This is a genomic window from Streptomyces sporangiiformans (assembly GCF_005768555.2).
In the GTDB taxonomy this organism is placed as follows: Bacteria; Actinomycetota; Actinomycetes; order Streptomycetales; family Streptomycetaceae; genus Streptomyces; species Streptomyces sporangiiformans.
This window is the reverse complement of record NZ_VCHX02000083.1, coordinates 209401-231048: the sequence shown is the minus strand read 5'-3', so window position 1 is coordinate 231048 and position 21648 is coordinate 209401. Positions and strand designations below refer to the sequence as shown.

Here is a 21648-nt window from a genome sequence, read left to right as displayed (position 1 = left end):
GCCGGGTCAAGGGGTCGGCGCGATAGGACCGTTCTGACCCCGTGACATGATGAGCGGCACGGTTAGGCAGGAGGCGAGAGAAGATCGTGGCGGCGACCGGTGGGGAAACGTCCCTGACTCTTGACCGCGGGCTGACGGTGTTGTCATTGCTCGCACGCAACGCCGACGGTCTCACGGCGGCAGAGCTCGCCGAGCAGCTGAGCATCGCTCGGGCGGCCGTCTACCGTCTTCTGCGCACGCTGGAGGCTCACAGCCTCGTCGCCCGTATCGGCACGCGATACATCCTCGGGTTCGGCGTGGCCGAATTGGCCGGTCAACTCAAACCACGGCTGCAGGCCACCGTCCTGCCGATTCTGCGACGGCTCAGCGAGCAGACCAACAGCACGGCGCTGCTGAGCGTGGCCGACGGCGACCAGGCCCTGATCCTGCTGACGGCGGAACCATCGAACTCCACCATGCACCTCGCCATGCGGGAAGGCGCCCGGCATGCCCTGACCGTCGGCGCGGACGGAATCGCCATCCTCGCCGGCAGGCCGGAGGGCGACGAGGACACCGCCGACGTCCGCGAGGCGCGTCGCCGCGGTTACGCCGTCAGCGTGGGCTCGATCCAGGAGGGCGCGATCGGCATCGCCGCCCCCATCCGGGTCTCGGACTGGTCGACCGCGAGCCTGGGCGTGGTGCAACTCGGTCTCAAACTCGTCGACGAACAGGTTCCCCACCTGGTGATGGAGGCCGCCGGAACGGCCGCGACACAGTTGGTCGGGGCGGCCGGCCCGGAAGTGGTCGAGCGATAGCGTCCGGCTGTCCCGCCGGTGCGACGACCCAGCGAGACAGCCGCAGGCCCGCACTCGTCCGATGTACGGGTGCGGGCCCGGCACGAGTCACTCGTCGACCCGGTCACCCTGCTGCGGTACGGCGTGACAGTGCATCGCTCCATGCCCCGGTGGGGGCGGTACGTCCAACGAGGGGTTGCGGTCGAAGAATCCGACCGGCTTCAACGCGAACCCGACGTACTCGCACGGCATGATGGGCCAGTCCTCCGGCCGTGGCAGATGCGAGGTGCCGAAGGTGTGCCACAGCACCACGTCCGTGTCGACCAGATCGCGACCCTGCTCGATCCACTGACCGATCCCGCCCCCGGGGTGCTGGTTCGGGTAGTCGCCGGCCGCGTGCAGTTCGTCCGGGCTGTACCGGGTCACCCACAGATGCGCCCGCGCGAACTCGGCGCGTCGTGCCAGATCGCTCTCGGGAGCGGCGAGCAGGGTCGGGCCGACGAACGGGACCAGCTTGTAGGCGACAGGCTCGTCGAAACGATTGCGCACGCCGGGATTGGTGATCTTCCAGGTGCGCGCGGTGAGCGGGTCGCACATCCGGCGGCCGTCACGTTCGTTGGTGATGTCCGTGCGGCGGGCGACGATCGCGTTTCCGTACGGGTTGTCCGGCCCCATCGGGGGACCCACCGCGTCGACCTCCACGACCGTGTTGCGCGGCCCGTCGACTTCCATGTCCAGTCGCATGTTGAACAGGTGTTGGTGGTTCGGCGCGTCCAACTGGGGCGCCACGAGCGTTCCGTAGGCGGGTTTCTCGCCGGGAGCCACGGCCCGTGTCTGGACGATACCGGTCAGCTTGGCTTCGAACTGGATCGTCCCGTCGAGGTAGAAGTACCAGAAGAAGCCGTACTCGTAGTTGCCGATCGTGTGGATCGAGGAGACGACGAGACGCCGGGAACGCCTGACCTCCGCCTGCTGGACGTAGCGGAAGTCCCAGTGTTTCCAGAGGATTCCGTAGTCCTCCTCATGCAGGCAGATGGCGTTGGTGATGGTGTGCGGGGTGCCCGACTCGTCGGAGAGCACCGCGTCGAGGTACCGGATCTCCCCGAGGCAGTCGCATCCGAGACTGAGCGACCCCACGGTCTTCCCCAGGCTGTATTCGCCCGCGTCGAAGACGTTCCGGAAGTAGAAGTCGTCGCTGGTGTCGCCGTAGGGCACCACCATCTCGCTGATGCCGGCCCGGTGCACGATCGAGCGGCGACGCCCCTCGTCCAGGTAGGAGACATCGCTGATGACGAGTCCCTCCACCACGTCGATGTGCGCGTGCAGTCGCCATCGCTGCCACTCGATGACATTGCCGGACACCGTGAACGAGGGTCCTTCCGGCTGCGTGATCTCGATCGGGCGGAGGTCGTCGCGCAGCGGTCCCACACTGCCCGGGTCGTAGTTCCCGCTCTCCGGCGGGAGCGGCAGCGGATCCCCCTCCGAGATGGCCGCCACCGAACGGGTGTCGCAGTCGATGACGAAGACGAGGTTCCCTACGGGTCTGGCGTAGCCGTTGTCCGCGGTGAAGTGCCGGACGTACGCGGTCGCGCGGATCACGCGTCGTCGCGCGTCCACACCCTCGATCGGCAGGGTGCCGGTCGACCAGGGGTCGAACTGCACCTGCGAGAGATCGTCGACTCCGTGCCGTGCCAGGGCCTCCACCGCGGCCGGGTCGCCCTTCACGATCTCGTCGAGCGCCATCAGCTCATCGATCATGATCGGCGGCTGCAGGCCCGGGAGGTGCTTGAAGGAGACCAGGCTGTCGTCGGTGAGATCGACCCGGGCCTCGAACATGGCGCTGGCCTCAGGGTCGTAGACGACGAGGAACGCCACGCGGGGGATCGGGCTCGAAGGGTCGTACGCCCGCACCTGCTCCTTGTCCGGGAGGTCCAGACGCACCAGGGGGAATTTTATCGCCCGCCGCTGAGGGTGACTGGCACGCACCACACCCACGGCCATTTCTATTTCCTCGGCGGTCAGCGGATCGTACGGGTGTGCCGTGGTGGTGGTCACTGCCTTTCCTCCTGATGGCATGGGCGGTGAAGGGTGAGGTGAGTGGTGGTCCGGGTTGTCGTCAAAGTGGGGTCACTTCACTGGTGCCTTCCGCCGCCTGGTCCGTCACGGGTTGTCCCTGGTGGGAGGACCGGCCGAGCGCGAAGAAGGACCAGACCGCGCCCAGTGCCACCCACACGAGCAGAGCCCAGGGAACGGTGTCGAGAGGGCTGGCCGCCTCGTAGAACGAACCGAACACCGCCCCGGCCGCCACTGCTACACCGGCGCTTCCCGCGATGAGCAGTTTGGTCCGGCTGACATGGTTCCAGAGGCCCTTCACCCCCGCGGCACCGACGACGAGATACATGATCGCCATGCCTGTTCCGCCGAAGCCGGCCATCCAGCCGAACGCCGACGCCCATTGCGGCTGACCGGCCGCCTGGCCGAACATCCGGTCGCCGCCCATGCGCACACCAACGATGGCGACACACGAAACAGCGCCCATCAGTACGGCGCCCCATATAGGAGTACGGAACCGGTGGTGCAGAACCGCCAGCTTCGACGGCAGCCGGCCACTGCGGGCCATCGAGAGCATTCCTCGAGTCGATGCGACGCCGACTCCGATTGCCACCGCGAGGATGTCGAGAATGATCAAGAGCGCCAGGAAGTTTCCGAACGCGGCAGACCCGAACTCCCCACCGTACGAGAGCGTTTCCAGCGGGAAGACACTGTTCTTCCACGCCTCCGCGTCGAGGCCGAAACCCATGACCTGTGCGTAGGCCACCACCACGTAATAGACCCCCACGATGCCCAGCGACAGCATGACCGCCCGCGGCACATGGCGCTTGGGATCCGAGGTCTCCTCAGCGAGATTGGCCGCCGACTCGAACCCGATGAACATGTTGATGCCGTACAGAACGCCGAAGAGAAGATTCAGACTCCCCACGGAGAAGGGATTGAAGGGTTCGACGGACCAGCTTTCGCCGTTCTGGCCGCCGCGGAAGATGATGAACAGCGAGAAAGCGAGGACAACGATCATGGCGCCCAGGGCGAGGATGAGTTGCGCCCGGATCGAAACGTGAACGCCCACCACGAGAATCGTGGCGGTGACGGCGGCGTATCCCAGGGACAGCGGCCACCAGGGCACGTCCACGGACATGGCGCTCTTGAGCCATGCCTGTGTGAGTCCGCCGAGGACGAGGTATGTCGAGGCTCCCAGAACCATCATGGCTCCGTAGTAGAGCCATCCAGCGATCACGCCGATGCGCGGTCCGGCGGTGTCACTCACATATTCGTAGAGAGAGCCGCACAGATGGATGCGCTTCGCGTACTGGGCGATGATCCATCCCACGCCGCACATGCCGATGCCGGCGATGACGATCGCGATCGGGGTGGCGACGCCGGCGCCGCGTCCCGTGGCCGACAGGCCCACGATCAGGGGCAGGAGGGCCGCGACAGAGAAGACCGGCCCCATGAAGCCGAGTGATTGGGTGAGGACGCCGATCAGTGAAAGGCGGCCGTGGGCCAAGGTGGTGCGATCAGGGCTTGTCATCCCGATCAGCCTCCAGTTTTCACCGCTGTGCGATATTCGTACATGGTGTACGTTTGTTGAAAACACATGGTGTGGTGGCCTGCGGTGGGTGTCAAGGCCCGGCGTCGACCAAACCCGACCGCCGGCGAAGACACGGCACGTCGGCCACCCGGCGGACAGAACGCGGCCGCCCCCGCCGAAGTCTTTTGGCGGGGGCGGCGGTTGACCAGGGAGGAATGCGGGACGGGCGGCTCTAGCTCGGGCCCAGCAGGAACGCTCGGGCCGCTCGCGCGGCGGAGACCACTTCCGGTGTTGCCTCGTCGACGCGGTCCTGCCGGTGCGAGACGAACATGACGCAGGCGTCCAGTACGTCTCCGTCGCGGGCCAGCGGAGCGGCGACCGCGTGGGCTCCCGGTTCCACTGCGCCATGACTGGTGACCCAGCCCCTGCGGCGGGCCTCACGGACGGCGTCCGAGTCGTCGTCAGCAGGCGCCCGTCCGGCCCGGATCGCACACGGTGCGGCCCCCCGGTCCAGCGGCTGGCGAGAGCCCTTGCGGTAGGCGAGGTGATAGTCGGCGTCCTGGGGAACGGCCGTCGCCACGGCGACGACACAGTCCGGTTCCGGGAAGAACAGGATCGCCGTACCGCCGTACTGGTCCGCGAGCTGTTGCAGCAGTGGCTGGATGAACTCCGCGAGGGTGGGCCGCGAGGTGCCCGCGAGCGTATGCAGCTCCCCCCCGGGGACGTACGCGCCGTCCGCGGTCCTCGCCAGGAATCCCTCCGCGGCCAGCGTGCCCGCGAGGCGGTGGACGACGGTCCGGTGCAACCCCGTCCTGGAAGCGATCTCGGCGACCGTCAGGCCACGGGGCTGGTGAGCGACGGCCCGCAGGACGGCGAGGCCTCGGACGAGCGTCTGCGACGGTGGCTGACTGGGACGCTTCGCCTTCTCCTCGCGTTCGCCCCCTGCTCCGTTCTCCGCGCCGTTCACGGCCTCTGCCCGCACGCCGCCTACCACCTTCCGAGGTCCGCTCACGCGTTCAGCGTATGGCACGGGTCTGTTGGCCCCGGGGGTTGACGCCGGAGTCGTCCCATGCTGATGCTGTGCACTATACGCACGGATGGTGCGCATAGTGCACGGAGGAACGTCCATGACCCACGCCACCACCGTCTGGCAGGCGAACCGATCCGGCGGCCTGACGGGGGCCGAGGCCTTGATCGAGACCTCGCTCGCCGCCGGAGTCGACGTCTGCTTCGCCAATCCGGGGACCACGGAGATGCCCCTCGTTGCCGCGTTGGACTCGGTTCCCGGCACCCGCGCGGTGCTCGGGCTCTTCGAGGGTGTCTGCACCGGAGCGGCAGACGGCTACGCCCGGATCGCCGACCGGCCGGCGATGACACTGCTCCATCTGGGTCCCGGTTTCGCCAACGGCATCGCCAATCTGCACAACGCACGGCGGGCCCACTCCCCCGTCTTCAACGTCGTCGGAGATCACGCCAGTTGGCATCTCGCCTTCGACGCTCCCCTGACCTCGGACATCGTCTCCCTCGCGAGCCCTGTCTCCGGCTGGGTCGGCACCGCCGCCTCCGGCGTGGGCCTGGCCCAGCTCACCGCCCGCGCCATCGCGGCCGCCACCGCCGCACCCGGCTGCGGGGCCACGCTCATCGCCCCGGCCGACTTCCAGCAGGAAGTGCTCACGGCCCCCGTGGACGTCGAGTTGCCCCACCCCCGGAGCAGGCCGGAAGTGGCGGCGGACGTCATCGACGCCATCGCCAAGCGGCTGCGTGCCGGCGAGCGGGCTGTCCTCCTGCTGGGCGGTGCGGCACTCGACGAGCGCGGTCAACGGGCGGCGGCCCGGATCGCCGCCGCCACCGGGGCCGTCCTGTACAGCGAGACCTTCCCGGCCGCCGCCGAGCGCGGTGGCGGCCTTCCCGACCTGGACCGGCTCCCGTATTTCCCGGAGAAGGCGATCGAGGCCCTCGCCGGGGCTCAACTGGTCGTGCTGGCCGGCGCGTTGGAGCCTGTGTCGTACTTCGGCTACGAAGGGGTTCCCAGCCTGCTGGCTCCCTCCGGCACCGTGGAGGTGCTGAGCACCCCGGAGGAGGACGGCGCACTCGCACTGGAAGTCCTCGCGGACGCGCTCGGTGCTCCCGAACCCGCACCACAGCCCCGACCGGACGACGAAGGACTCCCGGACGGAGCGCTGACGCCGCAGTCGGTCGGCCGGATCGTGTCGGTGCTGCTACCCGAACAGGCCATCGTCTCGGTCGAGGGCGGCACCTGCGGCTATCCCTTCTTCACCGCGTCGTCGCGCGCCGCCCGCCACACCGCACTGACCAATACCGGAGGAGCCATCGGCCAGGGCCTGCCCGCCGCCGTCGGCGCCGCGATCGCCGCACCCGACCGCAAGGTCGTCGCCCTGCAGTCCGACGGAAGCGCGCAGTACACCATCCAGTCGCTGTGGACGATGGCCCGGGAGCAGCTGCCCGTCGTCACGCTCATCGCCTCCAACCGCGCCTACAACGTGCTGCGCACCGAACTCGGCCGGCACGGACAGAGCCGTCCGGGCCCCAACGCGACGGCGCTCACCAGCCTGGACGGACCGGCCTTCGACTGGCCCGCGCTGGCCCGTGGTTATGGCGTGCCCGGCACAAGGGTGGAGACGTGCGAGGCGCTTCGGCGCGAACTCGGCCGCGCACTCGCCGCCGACGGTCCCCAGCTCATCGAGATGGCCCTGTGAGAGGAGCCGCCATGCACAGCGCAGCAGAACCGGTCACCCGCGCGACAGACTCAGTGAGTCGGTTCCTGGCCGAGCCGCGGACCATGTTCATCGGCGGCCACTGGGTCGGGGCCCTCTCCGGCCGCTCGTTCGCGAGCATCGACCCCGCCACCGGTACGGTGCTCACCACCGTTCCCGACGGCGACGCCGCCGACATCGACCGGGCCGTCCAAGCGGCGCGCCACGCCTTCGACGACCCCGGCTGGCGTCGGATGAGCCCCATGGAGCGGGGCGCGCTGCTGAACCGTGTCGCCGACGTCGTCGAGGCGCACGCCGACGAACTGGCCCTGCTGGAGTCACGCGACAACGGCAAGCCGGTCTCGGTGGCGCGGGCCGTGGACGTGGGCACCAGTGTGAAGCTGTTCCGGTACTTCGCGGGCTGGCCTAGCAAGCTGGAAGGCAGCACGATCCCCGTCTCGCCGCGCGGCGGGCTGCGGGTGCTGAACTACACCACGCGGCAACCGGTGGGCGTGGCCGGTCTGATCGTGCCGTGGAACTTCCCCGTGTCGATGGCCTGCTGGAAGCTCGCGCCCGCACTGGCCACCGGCTGCACGGTCGTCCTCAAGCCGGCCGAGGAGACCCCGCTGTCCACGCTGCGGCTCGCCGAGCTGCTCCAGGAGGCAGGGGTGCCGGACGGTGTCGTCAATGTCGTCACCGGGCGCGGTGCCACGGCGGGCGCCGCCCTCGCCGCGCACGACGGAGTCGACAAGATCGCTTTCACCGGGTCCACCGAGACGGGCCGCGCGATCGTCCGTGCCGCCGCCGGGAACCTGAAGAAGGTCTCCCTCGAACTCGGCGGCAAGTCCCCGAACATCGTGCTTCCCGACGCCGATCCGCAGGCCGTCGCCGAGGCCGCCGCCCAGGCCGTCTTCTTCAACCAGGGCCAGGTCTGCACGGCCGGCTCCCGGCTGTACGTGCACCGCAAGATCTTCGACGAGGTGCTGGACGCCGTCGCGGAGCGCGCCCGCGGCATCGTCGTGGGGCCCGGCAGCGACCCGGCCACCGAGATGGGGCCGCTGGTCTCCGCGAGACACCACGAGAGGGTCAGCGGATACATCGCCGCCGGCCGGGAGCAGGGTGCCCGGCTGGCCGCGGGCGGCAGGCGGCCCGACCTCGACGCGCCGTACGACGGCGGCTACTTCGTCCAGCCGACGGTGTTCGTGGCGCCCGACGACGGCCTGCGCATCGTCCAGGAAGAGATCTTCGGTCCCGTGCTGGCGGCGATGAGCTGGGACGACGTGGACGATCTGGTCGAGCGGGCCAATGACTCCCCCTTCGGACTCTCAGCCGGCATCTGGACCTCCGACCTGGGCCACGCCCACCGCATCGCCGACGAACTGCAGGCGGGCACGGTGTGGATCAACTGCTACAACCTCACGGATCCCGCGTCGCCCTTCGGCGGGTTCAAGCAGTCCGGCTGGGGCCGGGAGATGGGCCGGACCGTGCTCGACCACTACACCGAGGTCAAGAGCGTCTGGGTCAACCTCAGCTGACATCCGAGGGCTCTTGTCGCCGAAACACCTTGTCGCTGAAGCCCCTCATCGCCAATCGCCTCTGTGGGAGACACGCATGGACCTGGAACTGGGCGGCAGGACCGCCATCGTCACCGGCGGCAGCCTGGGCATCGGCAAAGCCACCGCCCGCGAACTCGCCGCCGAGGGAGCGACCGTCGTCATCACCGCCCGCAGGCTGCCCCTGCTGGAAAGCACCGCCAAGGAACTCGAGGCCGAGACCGGCGGCCGGGTCGTTCCCTACGTCTCGGACACCAACGACACCGAGTCCGTACGCGCCATGGTGCGGCGCGTGGCCGACGACCTCGGGCGGATCGACATCCTCGTCAACGGCGCGGCCGCCCCTTCCGGGCTGGTGCGCAACTCGGTCGAGGAAGCCGACCCCGAACTGCTGCTGGCCGACATCAACACCAAGGTCGTCGGTTACTTCCGTTGCGCGCAGGCCGTCACCCCGCACATGAAGGCGGGCGGCTACGGCCGCATCGTCAACATCGGCGGATTGACCGGCCGTTCCAGCCACGCGCTCTCCGGCATGCGCAACCTCGCGATCGTCCATCTGACGAAGGCCCTCTCCGACCAGCTCGGCCCGTCCGGCATCACCGTCAACACCCTGCATCCCGGTGTGGTGGAAACAGAGCACATCCACGAGCTCTACGAGAAGGAGGCCGCCAAGCGCGGCATCACCGCGGCCGAGGTCGAGGCGGACTTCGTCGCCCGCACACCGATCCGCCGGGTTCTGGAGGCCGACGAGATCGCCCAGGCCGTGTGCTTCCTCGCCTCGCCGCGGGCCGCCGCGATCACCGGCGAGTCACTGGGCGTCGACGGTGGTCTCACGCGCGGCATCTTCCTCTAGCCCACGGCCACCACCCCCTCAACCCACCCGTTCGTTCCGCAGTTCCGAAAGGAAACCCACGACATGGAAGGCACCATCCTGGTCGCCACCGCGGGCCAGGGCGTTCTGCGCTCCTCCGACGACGGCGCCACCTGGTCCCGTCTGGGACTCGGGCAGGACCTGGAATTCGACGCCGTCGTCCGCTGCCTGGCCGTACACCCCGAACAGCCCGACGTCGTCTTCGCCGGCGCCGACGCGGGACTCGTGCGCAGCGCCGACGCCGGCGTCACCTGGCGCCGCGTCGACTCGCCCATGAACGACCGGACCATCTGGTCGCTGGCGATCGACCCCACCAACCCGGACACGATGCTCGTCGGAACCGGCGCCCCCTCCCGGGCCGCCATGTTCCGCACCACAGACGGCGGGGCGACCTGGGAACAACTGCCCCCTGAAATCCCGGAATTCTGCGCGGGCGTCAACCGTCCCAGGATCCTGACCTGCGTCGTCGACCGCTACGAACCCAAGAACATGTGGTTCGGCATCGAGGAGGGCGGCCTGTGGCGCAGCGGTGACCGGGGCGACACCTGGGAGCGGATCGACGGCACACCCGCCACCCTGCCCCAAGGCGTCACCAACTCCGACATCCACTGTGTGCTCGTTCTCCAGGGCCCGCCGAAGACGATCGTCGTCGCCGTCGTCAACGCGCTCTTCGTCAGCCAGGACGACGGTGCGACCTGGACCCGTACCGACTCCCGCAAGACGTTCGGCATCTACTACACCCGGCTGGTCAAGCAGCTCCCCGGCACCGACGACCTGCTGCTCGGCATCGGCGACGGCACTCCCGGGACCACCACCAGGATCCTGCGCTCCGAGGACCTGGGGCGCACCTGGCAGGACACCGCCCTGGACACGCCCGCCAACTCGACCGTCTGGGCCTTCGGCACCCACGCCGCCGGCCCACAACTGGTCTTCGCGGGAACGAAGTACGGCCATCTCTTCCGCTCCACCGACGCCGGTCGCACCTGGCGCAAGGAGTGGCGCGAGTTCAGCGAGATCACCGACGTGACCTGGACTCCGGCAGTAGCACCCGCCACGGAAGGACACTGACATTGGATCCCGACGAGCGCATACTCGACCCGAACGAGGAGCCCACGCCGATCCCCGCCGACCCGCAGGACGCTCCGAAGCCGCGGGTACGCCGTACCCATCTGTCGCTGTTCGTCCGTGACCCGGAGGCCTCGGCCAAGTGGTACGAGGACGTCCTCGGCATGGAGGTCACCGCACGCGGCCCGCAGTGGGTGTTTCTGTCCTTCGGGAAGAAGCACCACGACATCGCCCTCATCCGCGCCGAGGACGGCGCCGCCGCCGGAGGCCTCGGCCTGCAGCACTACGGTCTGGAGGTGGAGGGCGACCTCGACGAGTGGCGGCGGCTGTACGGGATGCTGCTGGCCAAGGGCGTGCCCGTGGTCAAGACCACGGATCACAAGATCGGCTTCGGCCTCTACTTCACGGATCCGGACGGCAACCGCTTCGAGTTCTTCCACGAGACGGTCACCGACGACGAGGAGGGCAAGCGCGTCCTCGGTCTTTACGGCGCACCCAGCGAACCGGTGGAGATCGAACCGCTCCGCGGTTAGTGCTGCCGCCTCCGTCCCGCCCCGCCTCTTCACGGAGCCCCCATGCCCGTATCCCATCGCCCTCCGCACCCCGAGGAAACACCCGTGCCCCAGCCCAACTTCGCCGGCTACCACATCCGCAAGTGGTTCACCCAGACCGAGGACACCCTCGCCAACGAGACAGGCGTCCTCGCGGACGGCGAGCCCGTAAGCAAGATCGTCATCGCGGCGGCGATCCACAATCCCTACGCCGGACGGTTCAGCCAGGACCTCGGCGACATCGTCGCCGATTCACCCAAGCTGGGTGAGGAGTTCGGCCGACGGATCCAGGAGGCGGCCGGCGGCCGTGCCGTCCAGAGCTACGGGAAGGCGTGCCTGGTCGGCACGGCCGGCGAGTACGAACACGGCAACGCCTTCCTCACAGCGGTCTTCGCGGACCCGGTGCGCGAGGCGGTCGGCGGCGGGAAGGCGTGGGTGCCCTCGACCGGAAAGCGGGGCGGGCCCGGTACCGTCCTCGACGTTCCGCTGGCCCACAAGGACGCTCTCTACGTCCGTTCGCACTACGACACCGTCACGGTGAGCTTCTCCGACACCCCGAACCCGGACGAGGTCGTCGTCGTGTTCGCGTTCGCCACGCGTGGCCGGCTGCACGCCCGGCTGGGCGGCATCAGCGCCGACGAGGTGCAGGGCCAGGACGGGCTGCACTGAGATGGCCGCCGACACCACCGCAGTGGGGCAGGACCGCTTCATCACACTCAACGGCCTGCGCACGCACTATGTCGAGTGGGGCGACGAGGACCTGCCCGCGATCGTCATGCTGCACGGACTGCGCAGCTACGCCCGGACGTTCGAGCCTCTGGCGCAGCGGCTCGGCGACCGCTACCGCGTCCTGGCCCCGGACGCTCGTGGGCGAGGTGAGAGCGACTGGGATCCGCGAGGCGAGTACTACCCGGAGTCCTACGTCGCCGATCTGGAGCAGTTCACCGACCGCCTCGGCCTGGACCGGTTCGTGCTGCTGGGCCATTCCATGGGCGGCACCACCACGTACGTCTACGCCGCGCGTCACCCCGAGCGGGTGGGCGCGGCGGTCGTCGAGGACATCGGACCCGGCTCATCGCAGTCCGGCGAGGGAGCCGAGCGCATCAAACGCGAAGTGGCCAACACTCCCCGGGACTTCCCCAGCCGGGAGGCGGCCCGCGCGTACTGGCGCGGCATCCGTCCGCACATCTCCGAAGACGCCCTCGAATCCAGGGTGCGGCACACGCTCGCTCCGGACGACGAGGGACGGTGGCGCTGGAAGTTCGACCTGGCGGGCATCGCGGCAGCCCGCCTCGACCCGGATCCGGCCCGGCAGGTGGACCTGTGGCCGTACGTCGAGTCCCTTCGGTGCCCGACCCTGGTCGTCCGGGGCGGGAAGTCGGACTTCCTCCCCGCCACCACCATGGCCGCGATGGCGCAGCGCAACACGCGCATCCACACGGTGGAGATCCCCGGGGCAGGCCACTACGTGCACGACGACGCCCCGGATCTCTTCCATCACCGCCTCACAAGATTCCTCAGGAGTTCGGAGGTTGTCCGATGACCGAACCCGTCGAACACCGCACCCAGGTCGCCGTCGTCGGCGCCGGGCCCGTCGGAGCGACGGTCGCGAACTACCTCGGCCTCTACGGTGTGCGCACCCTGCTGATCGACCGCAGTGAGGAAATCGTCGACTACCCGCGCGCGGTCGGCATGGACGACGAGTGCCTGCGCAGCTTCCAGGGCATCGGGCTCGCCGACGAGATGCTGGCCGACATGATCCAGAACGTTCCGCTGAGGATGTTCGCCGCGAACGGCGTCTGTCTCGCCGACATCCGGCCGGAAACCAAGGAGTACGGCTGGCCCCGGCGCAACATCTTCATGCAGCAACTCGCCGAGCGCACGCTGCGCGCCGGCCTGCAACGCTATCCCCACGTCCGGCCTCTGCTGGGGCACGAACTCATACGTGTGGAGCAGGACGGCACCGAAGCACGGCTCCACGTCACAGGCCCCCAGGGCGAACGCGTACTCGTCCACGCCGAGTACGTGGTCGCCGCCGACGGCGGCCGCAGTACCGTACGCGAGCAACTGGGCATCCCGTTGAGCGGCGACACCCACCCGCGCAAGTGGGTGGTGATCGAGTGCGACAACGATCCACTCGACGCCCCGTACACCGGGCTGCACGGCGACCCCAGGCGCCCGTACGTCTGCCTGGACCTGCCCTACAACTACCGCCGCTGGGAGTTCATGCTGTTCCCCGGCGAGGACGCCGAGGCCATGCTCCGGCCCGAGAAGGTGCGCGAACTCCTCACCGGGCACGTGCCCGACCCCACGGCGCTCAACATCATCCGAGCCCGCGTCTACACGCACCATTCGCGGGTCGCCGACCGCTTCGTGGACGGCCGGATCTGCCTCGTGGGCGACGCCGCCCACCTCATGCCCCCATGGGCAGGGCAGGGCATGAACACCGGCATACGGGACGCGACCAATGTGGCCTGGAAGCTGGCGGCGGTCGTCACCGGCCGCGCCCATCCGAGGATTCTCGCCACATACGACACCGAGCGGCGCGAGCACGCCAGGACGATGGTGAAACTGTCGGACGCCCTCGGCCGGTTCCTTTCACCGACGAGCCCCACCGTGGCCCGGGCCCGCGACACCCTGCTGCGCGGGCTCACGGTGGCACCGTCAGTGCGCGACTGGGTCATACAGATGCGGTTCAAGCCCGTACCCCGGTACAGCGAGGGCATCATGCTGCACCGCCACGGGACCGTGCGGAAGAGTTCGCCGACGGGCCGGATGCTCATCCAGCCCAGGGTCGAGATCGCCGAAGGGCGGGTGCTGCCGCTCGACGAGACACTCGGCGAGTGGTTCGCCCTCATCGGCTACGGCACTGATCCGCTCGTACATCTGGATGCCGGCTCCCGTGCCTTCTGGGACCGTATCGGCACCCGCTACATCACCGTCGTCGAATCCCGCTCCGGTCGGTCCCGTACCGAGCGGCGCACGTCGATGACCGACTCGGTGACGGTGGAGGACGTCGACGGCACGCTGCGGGACTGGTTCGCACAGCACCAGGGCACCGTCGCCGTCGTCCGCCCCGATCGCTATCTCGCGGCCCTGACCGATCCCCGCGACCTGGCGGCGGTGAGCGACGCCTTCGAACGACTGGTCGCGCCTTCGCGGTCCGCGGAGTTCAAGGATGCCTGGCGCTCGGTTCCCGTTGCGGAGGGAGAGGCGTCGTGATCATCGAGCAACGTGACTACCTTCTCAAGCCGGGGGCGGCGGCGAAGTACGTCCGGCTGTGGGAACAGTACGGCCGCGAGCCCCAGGAACGGATCCTCGGCAACCTGCTCGGCTGCTGCACCACCGAGGTCGGTGAACTCAACACGCTGGTCTACTTCTGGGGTTTCGAGAGTCTGGAAGACCGTGCCAAGAGGCGTGCCGAACTGGCGGACGACGACGACTTCGCGGCCTTCCGAGGCCGCGTGCGCGAGCTGCTCGTGCGCCAGACCAACCGCCTCCTCAGCCCCGCCACAGCCCACATCCGTACCGTCCTGCACGAAGGAGGCCGAGGATGACCGCCGACACGGCCCCCGCGAAGGCCGCACAGGAGTACATCGACGCCATGGCCCGCGACCGCGGGTACGTCCTCGACTACCACAAGGTCATGGCGCGGCACGACTTCGATGTCCTGCAGGCGACGAACGGCCTGGTCGAGGCGGCCTATCTGAGGCCCCGTGCGCTGGATCGCCGTACCAAGGAGCTGTTGTTCATCCTCAGCCTCACCGTGATGAGGGCCGGCAAGGGACACATCCAGAGCCATATCCGGGTGGCCCTCGACCTCGGGGTCACGCCGCAGGAGATCCTGGAGGCGATCGAGATCGCCCTCCCGGAGGCGGGCATCGTCGCGTTCCAGGCAGGCCTGGAGGCCTGGCGGGAGACGGTCGGTGCCACCGGAATCGAGCCGAGGGCCGCCGTTCACGAGGGCGGTTCCGGCACGACGGAGTGAGCGGCACGGATCCCGGTGCTGCAGCGCCAGGAGGGGCGGTCTCCAGGAGACCGCCCCTCCTGGCGTGCCCGGCCAGAGGCCGGTGGCGGAGGGTTGCGCCTGCCAAGCGGTACAGGAACCGGACAACCGCGCTTCGGTGACGGGCTGCGGTGATCATCCGTCAGGAGCTCCTGGTCGGTGTCCACACTGCTCGCGGCGACGGGAGCTCTGCCGGAGCCCGGGCCTGTCCGGGTGATTGACCTGCCGCCTGGCGGGCGGACCGCGTGGCCGTCATAGGTTCCCCGGGCAGCGGGCGCAGATGTGTCAGAGAGAGGAGGACACCTCGTCCGTCTGCACCGCTGCCTGAGCGTGAGCCGGACTGCTTCCAGCACCCTGGCCGCGCTGCACGAGGCCCAGAAAGACCCCCGCGACGAACACCAGTAGGACACAGAGCTCCAGGAGCAAAGCGGTGTCGCCGGAAGCGCTGATCAGCGTGGGGAAGTTGGCGATGGCCATGATCATGACGCCGAGCAGAAGCAGAACGGAGGCGCTCGGCGCGATCAGCGTGTGCCACGAGCGGGTGTCCAGGCGAGTCCGCCGGAAGAAGACCACGACGGAGAGCGACGTGAGGATGTACAGCACCAGCAGGGACAGAACCGCCACTCCACCACCCCAGGTGAGCAGTGTCACCACCGGATCGGCGCCGGCGAGGGCGAACGGCACAACCATGCAGAAGGCGAGGACGGTCTGCGTCAGGCTGGCGGTGTGGGGCGCCCCCTGACGGTTGGTGTGCGACAGCCAGGCGGGCAGGACTCCCGTGGTGCCGAGCGAGTGGAGGTAGCGATTGATGGCGTTGTGGAATGCGAGTATCCCCGCGAGCAGCGAGGAGACGAGCAGTACGGCCATCGTGTCGGTGGCCCACGGGCCGAGGGAGTCGGTCACGGCAGCAAGCACCACCGACGTGGCTTCGCCGTTCTGCAGCGCGCTGCGGGCCGCGCCTCCCACATTGTCCGCGCCGTAGTGACTCACGACCATCCAGGAGACGAAGCTGAAGAACACCGAGATCACAACGACGGAGAGATAGGTGGCCCTCGGCACGGTGCGGGCGGGATCCTTGGCCTCCTCCGAGTAGATGGCCGCGGACTCGAAGCCGATCATCGAGGCGATCGCGAAGGTCAGTGCCACTCCCGGCGCGCCGGCGAAGAACGCGGAAGGTGCGAAACTGCCTGCGAAGTCCAGTCCCTGAGGACCTCCGCCGCTCACGAACTCGTGGAACGCGAACGCCACCAGCAGCGAGCTTTCGGCCACGACCAGAACCGCCAGCAGCTTGGCGCCCAGCTCGATGTTGAGCGAGCCCAGAATCTGCACAAGGATCATCGTCGCCACCGCCCAGACCCACCAAGGCAGGTCGAGGGACAGGTACTGCTGGAACAGGCCCTTGACCACGACACCGTACAGGCCGTACATGCCGGCCTGAGTGGCGCCGTAACAGAGCAAGGCGGTCTGTGACGCACCGACTCCGACGACCCTGCCCAGCCCGCGTGACACGTAGGCGTAGAAGGCTCCCGCGTCCGTGACGTGCCGGCTCATGGTGATGAACCCGACGGCGAATACGGCGATGACGGCGCCGACGACCAGATAGCCCGCCGGTGCTCCGCCACCGTTGCCCAGGCCGAGCGGCACCGGCAGTGTGCCCACGATGCCGGTGAGAGGGGCCTGCGCGGACAGGACGAAGAAGAGGATTCCGGCCACACCGACCGCACCACGGCGAAGGTGCGTGCGGTGCCCCGGATCGTGTGACTGCTGGGACAATGGGACTCCTTGATGAGTACGGACCGCGGCCCGGACGGGAAACGCCGCGCGGGAGAGGGCGTCCAGGCTGAGGCCGACTTTCGCGGAGTTCCCGTGTCGGTTCCCGTGTGACACCGCCGTGCGGATCTGTGAGGGACACTGTCCTGCGGACCGCGCCGCGGGAGGGTGCGGAACCGTGCACGTGTTTTCGCCACTGCATGCACAGGAGCCCACGCGGGCATGTGCTCCGACGGCTCCTCCACGAGGGCATGAACGTCCCACCGGTGAAGCCGAGTTGTCGGTACCGTGGCGGTACAGCACCGACCAGATGGAGCGCGTCCATGCGAACCGTCGTGACGACCGAGAATGTCTCCCCGGGTGAGCGCTTCGACTTCTGGGTCGACGAGATATCCCGTCTGTTGTTCGTGCCGCTGGACACCGCGCAGACGACTGCCGACATCTTCCACGGCACGGCCACCGACGGGCGTGTCGGCGCTCTGCAGCTGAGTTCGCTGAGTGCGGGACCCCTCCGTGTACGTCGGACCGCGTCGCTCGCCGCGCGGTACGAAGAGGACTTCTACAAGCTCAGCCTGCAGGTCTCGGGCACCGCGGTGATCGAGCAGGACGGCATGCGCAGTCGGCTGACGCCGGGTGACCTGGCGCTGTGCGATACGTCGCGCCCGTACAGCTTCACCTACGAGAGTCACTTCAGCACGGTCCTGATGCTGTTGCCGCGCTCGCTGATCCCTCTGCGACCCGAGACCTTGCGCGCTGTGACCGGGAAGAACATGGCTGCCGACAAGGGCGTCGGAGCGGTCGTGGCGCCCTTCCTGCAGTCGCTGACCGAGCAGAGCGCGCACTGCGCGGGCCCCGAGGTGTCACGGCTGGCCGACGGAGCCGTTTCCCTGGTCACGGCTCTGCTGTGCGAGCGGCTCAATCGGACGACACCGGTCGCGCCTCACCTTGCGACCACGCTGCGCATCCGTGACTACATCGAACGTCATCTCGCAGACCCGGATCTCACTCCCGATGCCATCGCCCGGGCGCACGCGATCTCGCGGCGGTATCTCTTCAAGCTGTTCGCGGAGGAGGAGACGACGGTCGCCGGCTGGATCCGCACCCGGCGGCTGGAGCGCTGCGCCCGCGACCTGGCCGACCCGGCCACCAGGGATCAGCCGGTGGCCGCCATCGCCGCACGCTGGGGACTCCTTGACGGCCGTCACTTCGCCCGCGTCTTCAAAGCGGCCTACGGCGAAACCCCACGGGACTACCGGCGCCGGGCCACTGTGGACCCGACGTCCGCGCGAGCACCCATGACCAGTGGTTGACCGCACATCGCGGAGCGACGCTCGACGAGTTACCTGACCGGCCGTGACACTCCCCCAGCCCTCCGGGCCGGGCCCAAGACATGGCACCCAGGCACCCGCACGGAGTCACTGAGATGCAGGGCCCGATCCCCCGATCCACGGCCGTCTCCAGTCCGTGCACACAGATGTGGCGTGGGGTGCACGGACGTTGCGGAGCGCGATGCCCGGGCCGAAAAGACCTGCCCGGGGTCTGGACGGGACACAGGTCCCACGTTTTTTATCTACACACGTTGAAAAAACGGCAGTCGCCTCACTCAAAGGAACGCCATGACCTCCGACACTCAGCACCCTCTCGCGCCGCTCACACCGAGTGAGATCACGGCCGCCCGCACGATCCTCGCCGAAGCCGGCCTGCTGGCCGACACCAGCCGCTTCGCATACCTCGGCTTGGAGGAGCCGGAGAAGGATGTCCTGATGACCCATGCCCCCGGCGACGCGATCGACCGCCGCGTACGGGTCATGCTGCACGACGCCGCGGGCGCTCCCGCACATGACGTCGTCCTCTCCCTGACCCGCGGCACGATCGACTCCGATCGGACTCTGGACGCCACCAAGGACGGACAACTCCCCGTGCTCGAGGAGGAGTTCGACCTGATCGAGGAGATTCTGGCCACTGACGAGGAGTGGGTCGCGGCGCTAAGGAGGCGTGGTCTGGACGGGGCACGGGTGCGCGTCGCTCCACTGTCCGCGGGTGTGTACGCGGACGAGTACCCCGACGAGTCCGGACGCCGTATCCTGCGCGGCCTCGCCTTCGTCCAGGAACACGCGAAGGATCATGCCTGGGGGCGTCCCGTCGACGGCCTCGTCGCCTACGTCGACGTACTGAACAAGACCGTCGACCGGGTCATCGACATCGGCCCCGTCCCGGTTCCCGACGTGTCCGCCAACTTCGACGACCTGGCCGTCACCGGCCCTCCACGCAGCAGCCAGAAGCCCCTGGAGATCACCCAGCCCGAGGGGCCGAGCTTCACCCTCGACGGCGGCTTCCTGCAGTGGGAGAACTGGTCCCTGCGTATTGGCTTCGACGCCCGTGAAGGCCTGATTCTGCATCAGATCGCGTTCCACGACCGGGACCAGGGACGCGACCGTCCCATCATCCATCGCGCTTCGATCGCGGAGATGGTCGTCCCTTATGCCGACCCCTCGCCGGTCCGCTCCTGGCAGAACTACTTCGACACCGGCGAGTTCCTGATCGGCCGCATGGCCAACGCCCTGGAACTGGGCTGTGACTGCCTGGGCGAGATCACCTACCTGGACGCCGTCATCGCCGACGAATCCGGCGCGCCGCGCACCCTCACCAACGCGATCTGCCTGCACGAGGAGGACTACGGCATCCTCTGGAAGCACACCGACCTGTGGACCGGCTCCGCCGAGACCCGCCGCCAGCGCCGGATGGTGCTCTCCTTCTTCACCACCATCGGCAACTACGACTACGGGTTCTACTGGTATCTCTACCTCGACGGCACCATTGAGTTCGAGGCCAAGGCCACCGGCATCGTGTTCCCCTCCGCCTACCCGGGAGGCGACTACCCCTACGCCACGGAGGTCGCTCCCGGAGTCGGCGCCCCATACCACCAGCACCTGTTCTGTGCCCGCCTGGACATGGCCGTCGACGGCTCGAAGAACCTGGTGGAAGAGGTCGACGTCGTACGCGTGCCGATCGGCCCGGACAACCCGCGAGGAAATGCGTTCACCCTCCGGCGCACGCCGCTGCGGACCGAGTCCGAGGCCCAGCGCACCGCCGACATGAGTGTCGACCGTGTCTGGCACATATCGAACCCGGAATCGCTCAACTCCGTGGGTTCACCAGTGGGTTACACCCTTTACCCGGAGGGCAGGCCGACGCTGCTCGCCGACCCCGGCTCGTCCATCGCCGCCCGCGCCGCCTTCGCCGCCAAGCATCTGTGGGTCACCGCGTACGACTCCGCCGAGCGTTACCCCGCCGGCGACTTCGTCAACCAGCATCCCGGAGGCGCTGGCCTGCCTGCCTATGCCGGTGCCAACCGTGGTCTCGACGGTCACTCGCTCGTCGTCTGGCACACGTTCGGCCTCACCCACGCACCCCGTCCCGAGGACTGGCCGATCATGCCCGTCGACTACACCGGCTTCAAGCTCAAGCCCGCCGGTTTCTTCGACCGCAACCCCACACTGGACGTTCCTTCCAACGCCGGCAGCTCACATGGCTGCTGTGATGCATGAGCTGCTCGCTGTGGCGGGCCTGGCGGCAGCTGCTGTCTGCCTGGCCGGTCATCTACCGGGGCCTGTACGCGGTTGGGGGCCGCACGCCGTCGCCATGGCTGTGATGGCGGTGATGGTCATCCCGATCGGGCGATCACGCGAGGCACTCCTGATCGGCGCAGCCGCCGTGGCATCGGCCTGCGTGTGGCGGGTGTGCGCCGGGTGCCCGGGTCGCGGCAGATCCGCCGAGACGGCAGACCTCGCCGCCATGGCACTCCTGACGGCAGCCACCGCACCCATGGGAATGGCCATGGAACACCACAGTGCCGGTGCCGGTGCCGGTGCCGGTGCCGGTGCCGGAGCCGGAGCGGGCGGTCTCGCCCTGCTCGTAGTCGCCTGCTGGGCGGTGACGCGGGCCGGAGGAATCATGGTCACGCAGCTGCGGGGCGCAGACGGCGCCGTGGCCCGGCAACAGGACGCCGGAGCCCTGGTCATGGTCGCGACGATGACCGCCATGGCATTCTGAACTGCCGTCGGGGGGAGCCGATCACATCACCGGGAGGGAGATCCCGAGCCCATGCCGAAGATCGTCGACCATGACGCACGCCGTCGTGAGATCGTCGCGGCGGTCTGGGCACTGATCGCCCGCCGCGGTCTCGGCGCCGTCACCATGCGCGATCTCGCCGCCGAGGCCGGGTACGCCAACGGTGCCCTCGCACCGTATTTCCACAGCAAGGACGAGATCCTGCAGGCCGCCTTTCAGCACGCTGTCGAGAGCACCAACGTCCGTGCCGAGAAGGCCATCGGTGATGCCACCGGGCTCGTCGCGCTGCGCCGCCTGTGCCACGAGATCATGCCGCTCGACGAGAGACGCCTGCTGGAAGCCCGGGTGGTCGTCGCCTTCTGGGACCGGGCCCTGCACGACCCGCGGATGGCGGCCGTCCACGCGAGCGCGATGGACCAGTGGCGGCAACGGATGAGCCAATGCCTGGCCCAGGCCCGGGCAGCAGGCGAGATCGCGGACGATCCACGGGACGAACAGAGCGCTGACACCCTGCTCGCCGCCCTGACCGGCTTTCAGGTCAACGCGCTGCTCGTCCCGCACGCCACCACGCCCGCACGCCAGCAGGCCGCACTCGACGGCCTGCTGGCGGCCCTGTAGCGCCGTTCGCGCTCGCGTGCGTTCCAACCCCCCGGGCGGCGGCGGGGCGTGCCCCACCGCCCGGCGGGGC

The 21648-nt window shown here is 68.8% G+C and carries 19 protein-coding genes; 15 read left to right on the top strand and 4 right to left on the bottom strand.

What is annotated here, in order from left to right:
* The first annotated feature begins 86 nt into the window (after positions 1–86).
* A complete protein-coding gene (locus tag FGD71_RS09835) occupies positions 87–794 on the top strand; it encodes an IclR family transcriptional regulator (protein ID WP_276147128.1) in 708 nt (235 codons plus the stop codon).
* An 87-nt stretch (positions 795–881) separates the two neighbouring features.
* On the opposite strand, the gene FGD71_RS09830 is transcribed toward FGD71_RS09835, so the two are convergent.
* The 3 genes from FGD71_RS09830 to FGD71_RS09820 all read right to left on the bottom strand — a co-directional run bounded on the left by FGD71_RS09830 (position 882) and on the right by FGD71_RS09820 (position 5371).
* The gene (locus FGD71_RS09830; RefSeq protein ID WP_205571112.1) at positions 882–2828 is read right to left on the bottom strand and encodes a primary-amine oxidase; all 1947 of its coding nucleotides are present in this window, start codon (positions 2826–2828) and stop codon (positions 882–884) included.
* A 61-nt stretch (positions 2829–2889) separates the two neighbouring features.
* A complete protein-coding gene (locus FGD71_RS09825) occupies positions 2890–4239 on the bottom strand; it encodes an APC family permease (RefSeq protein ID WP_181359160.1) in 1350 nt (449 codons plus the stop codon).
* A 352-nt stretch (positions 4240–4591) separates the two neighbouring features.
* Positions 4592–5371 (bottom strand): IclR family transcriptional regulator, encoded by a 780-nt coding sequence (locus FGD71_RS09820; RefSeq protein ID WP_162931083.1) that lies wholly within the window; start codon positions 5369–5371, stop codon positions 4592–4594.
* A gap of 115 nt (positions 5372–5486) precedes the next feature.
* Here FGD71_RS09820 and FGD71_RS09815 point away from each other — a divergent pair, with 115 nt between their 5' ends.
* The 10 genes from FGD71_RS09815 to FGD71_RS09770 all read left to right on the top strand — a co-directional run bounded on the left by FGD71_RS09815 (position 5487) and on the right by FGD71_RS09770 (position 15101).
* Positions 5487–7076, top strand: a complete 1590-nt coding sequence (locus FGD71_RS09815) for an acetolactate synthase large subunit (RefSeq protein ID WP_119100002.1) — start codon at positions 5487–5489, stop codon at positions 7074–7076.
* Positions 7077–7087: 11 nt separating this feature from the next.
* Positions 7088–8608, top strand: a complete 1521-nt coding sequence (locus FGD71_RS09810) for an aldehyde dehydrogenase family protein (protein ID WP_119100001.1) — start codon at positions 7088–7090, stop codon at positions 8606–8608.
* Between the two features lie 76 nt (positions 8609–8684).
* Complete coding sequence (locus FGD71_RS09805) at positions 8685–9479, top strand: SDR family NAD(P)-dependent oxidoreductase (RefSeq protein ID WP_119100000.1); 795 nt, start codon at positions 8685–8687, stop codon at positions 9477–9479.
* Between the two features lie 63 nt (positions 9480–9542).
* Positions 9543–10565: a WD40/YVTN/BNR-like repeat-containing protein gene (locus FGD71_RS09800; protein WP_119099999.1), complete on the top strand. Its 1023-nt coding sequence runs from the start codon at positions 9543–9545 to the stop codon at positions 10563–10565.
* Between the two features lie 2 nt (positions 10566–10567).
* Positions 10568–11095 carry a VOC family protein gene (locus tag FGD71_RS09795; RefSeq protein ID WP_240436494.1) on the top strand — a complete coding sequence of 176 codons (528 nt, stop codon included), beginning with the start codon at positions 10568–10570 and terminating at the stop codon, positions 11093–11095.
* Positions 11096–11179: 84 nt separating this feature from the next.
* Complete coding sequence (locus FGD71_RS09790) at positions 11180–11782, top strand: amino acid synthesis family protein (protein ID WP_240436493.1); 603 nt, start codon at positions 11180–11182, stop codon at positions 11780–11782.
* A 1-nt stretch (position 11783) separates the two neighbouring features.
* On the top strand, positions 11784–12656 hold the full coding sequence (locus tag FGD71_RS09785) for an alpha/beta fold hydrolase (RefSeq protein ID WP_119099997.1): 873 nt from the start codon (positions 11784–11786) through the stop codon (positions 12654–12656).
* Positions 12653–14335: a bifunctional 3-(3-hydroxy-phenyl)propionate/3-hydroxycinnamic acid hydroxylase gene (locus tag FGD71_RS09780; protein ID WP_119099996.1), complete on the top strand. Its 1683-nt coding sequence runs from the start codon at positions 12653–12655 to the stop codon at positions 14333–14335. Before FGD71_RS09785 ends, FGD71_RS09780 begins: the two co-directional genes overlap by 4 nt.
* Positions 14332–14670 carry an NIPSNAP family protein gene (locus FGD71_RS09775; protein WP_119099995.1) on the top strand — a complete coding sequence of 113 codons (339 nt, stop codon included), beginning with the start codon at positions 14332–14334 and terminating at the stop codon, positions 14668–14670. The genes FGD71_RS09780 and FGD71_RS09775 overlap by 4 nt, the downstream gene beginning before the upstream one ends.
* Positions 14667–15101 carry a carboxymuconolactone decarboxylase family protein gene (locus tag FGD71_RS09770; protein ID WP_119099994.1) on the top strand — a complete coding sequence of 145 codons (435 nt, stop codon included), beginning with the start codon at positions 14667–14669 and terminating at the stop codon, positions 15099–15101. The genes FGD71_RS09775 and FGD71_RS09770 overlap by 4 nt, the downstream gene beginning before the upstream one ends.
* 303 nt (positions 15102–15404) lie before the next feature.
* On the opposite strand, the gene FGD71_RS09765 is transcribed toward FGD71_RS09770, so the two are convergent.
* The gene (locus FGD71_RS09765) at positions 15405–16892 is read right to left on the bottom strand and encodes an APC family permease (protein WP_119099993.1); all 1488 of its coding nucleotides are present in this window, start codon (positions 16890–16892) and stop codon (positions 15405–15407) included.
* Between the two features lie 320 nt (positions 16893–17212).
* Between FGD71_RS09765 and FGD71_RS09760 the strand changes: the two genes are divergently transcribed.
* From FGD71_RS09760 to FGD71_RS09745, 4 genes are all read left to right on the top strand, one after another.
* A complete protein-coding gene (locus FGD71_RS09760) occupies positions 17213–18199 on the top strand; it encodes an AraC-like ligand-binding domain-containing protein (RefSeq protein ID WP_162931082.1) in 987 nt (328 codons plus the stop codon).
* 306 nt (positions 18200–18505) lie between these two features.
* A complete protein-coding gene (locus FGD71_RS09755) occupies positions 18506–20437 on the top strand; it encodes a primary-amine oxidase (RefSeq protein WP_119099991.1) in 1932 nt (643 codons plus the stop codon).
* Between the two features lie 94 nt (positions 20438–20531).
* Entirely contained in the window at positions 20532–20942 is a 411-nt protein-coding gene (locus FGD71_RS09750; RefSeq protein ID WP_119099990.1) for a hypothetical protein, read from the top strand.
* A 51-nt stretch (positions 20943–20993) separates the two neighbouring features.
* Positions 20994–21578 carry a TetR/AcrR family transcriptional regulator gene (locus tag FGD71_RS09745; RefSeq protein WP_119099989.1) on the top strand — a complete coding sequence of 195 codons (585 nt, stop codon included), beginning with the start codon at positions 20994–20996 and terminating at the stop codon, positions 21576–21578.
* Positions 21579–21648 lie beyond the last annotated feature (70 nt).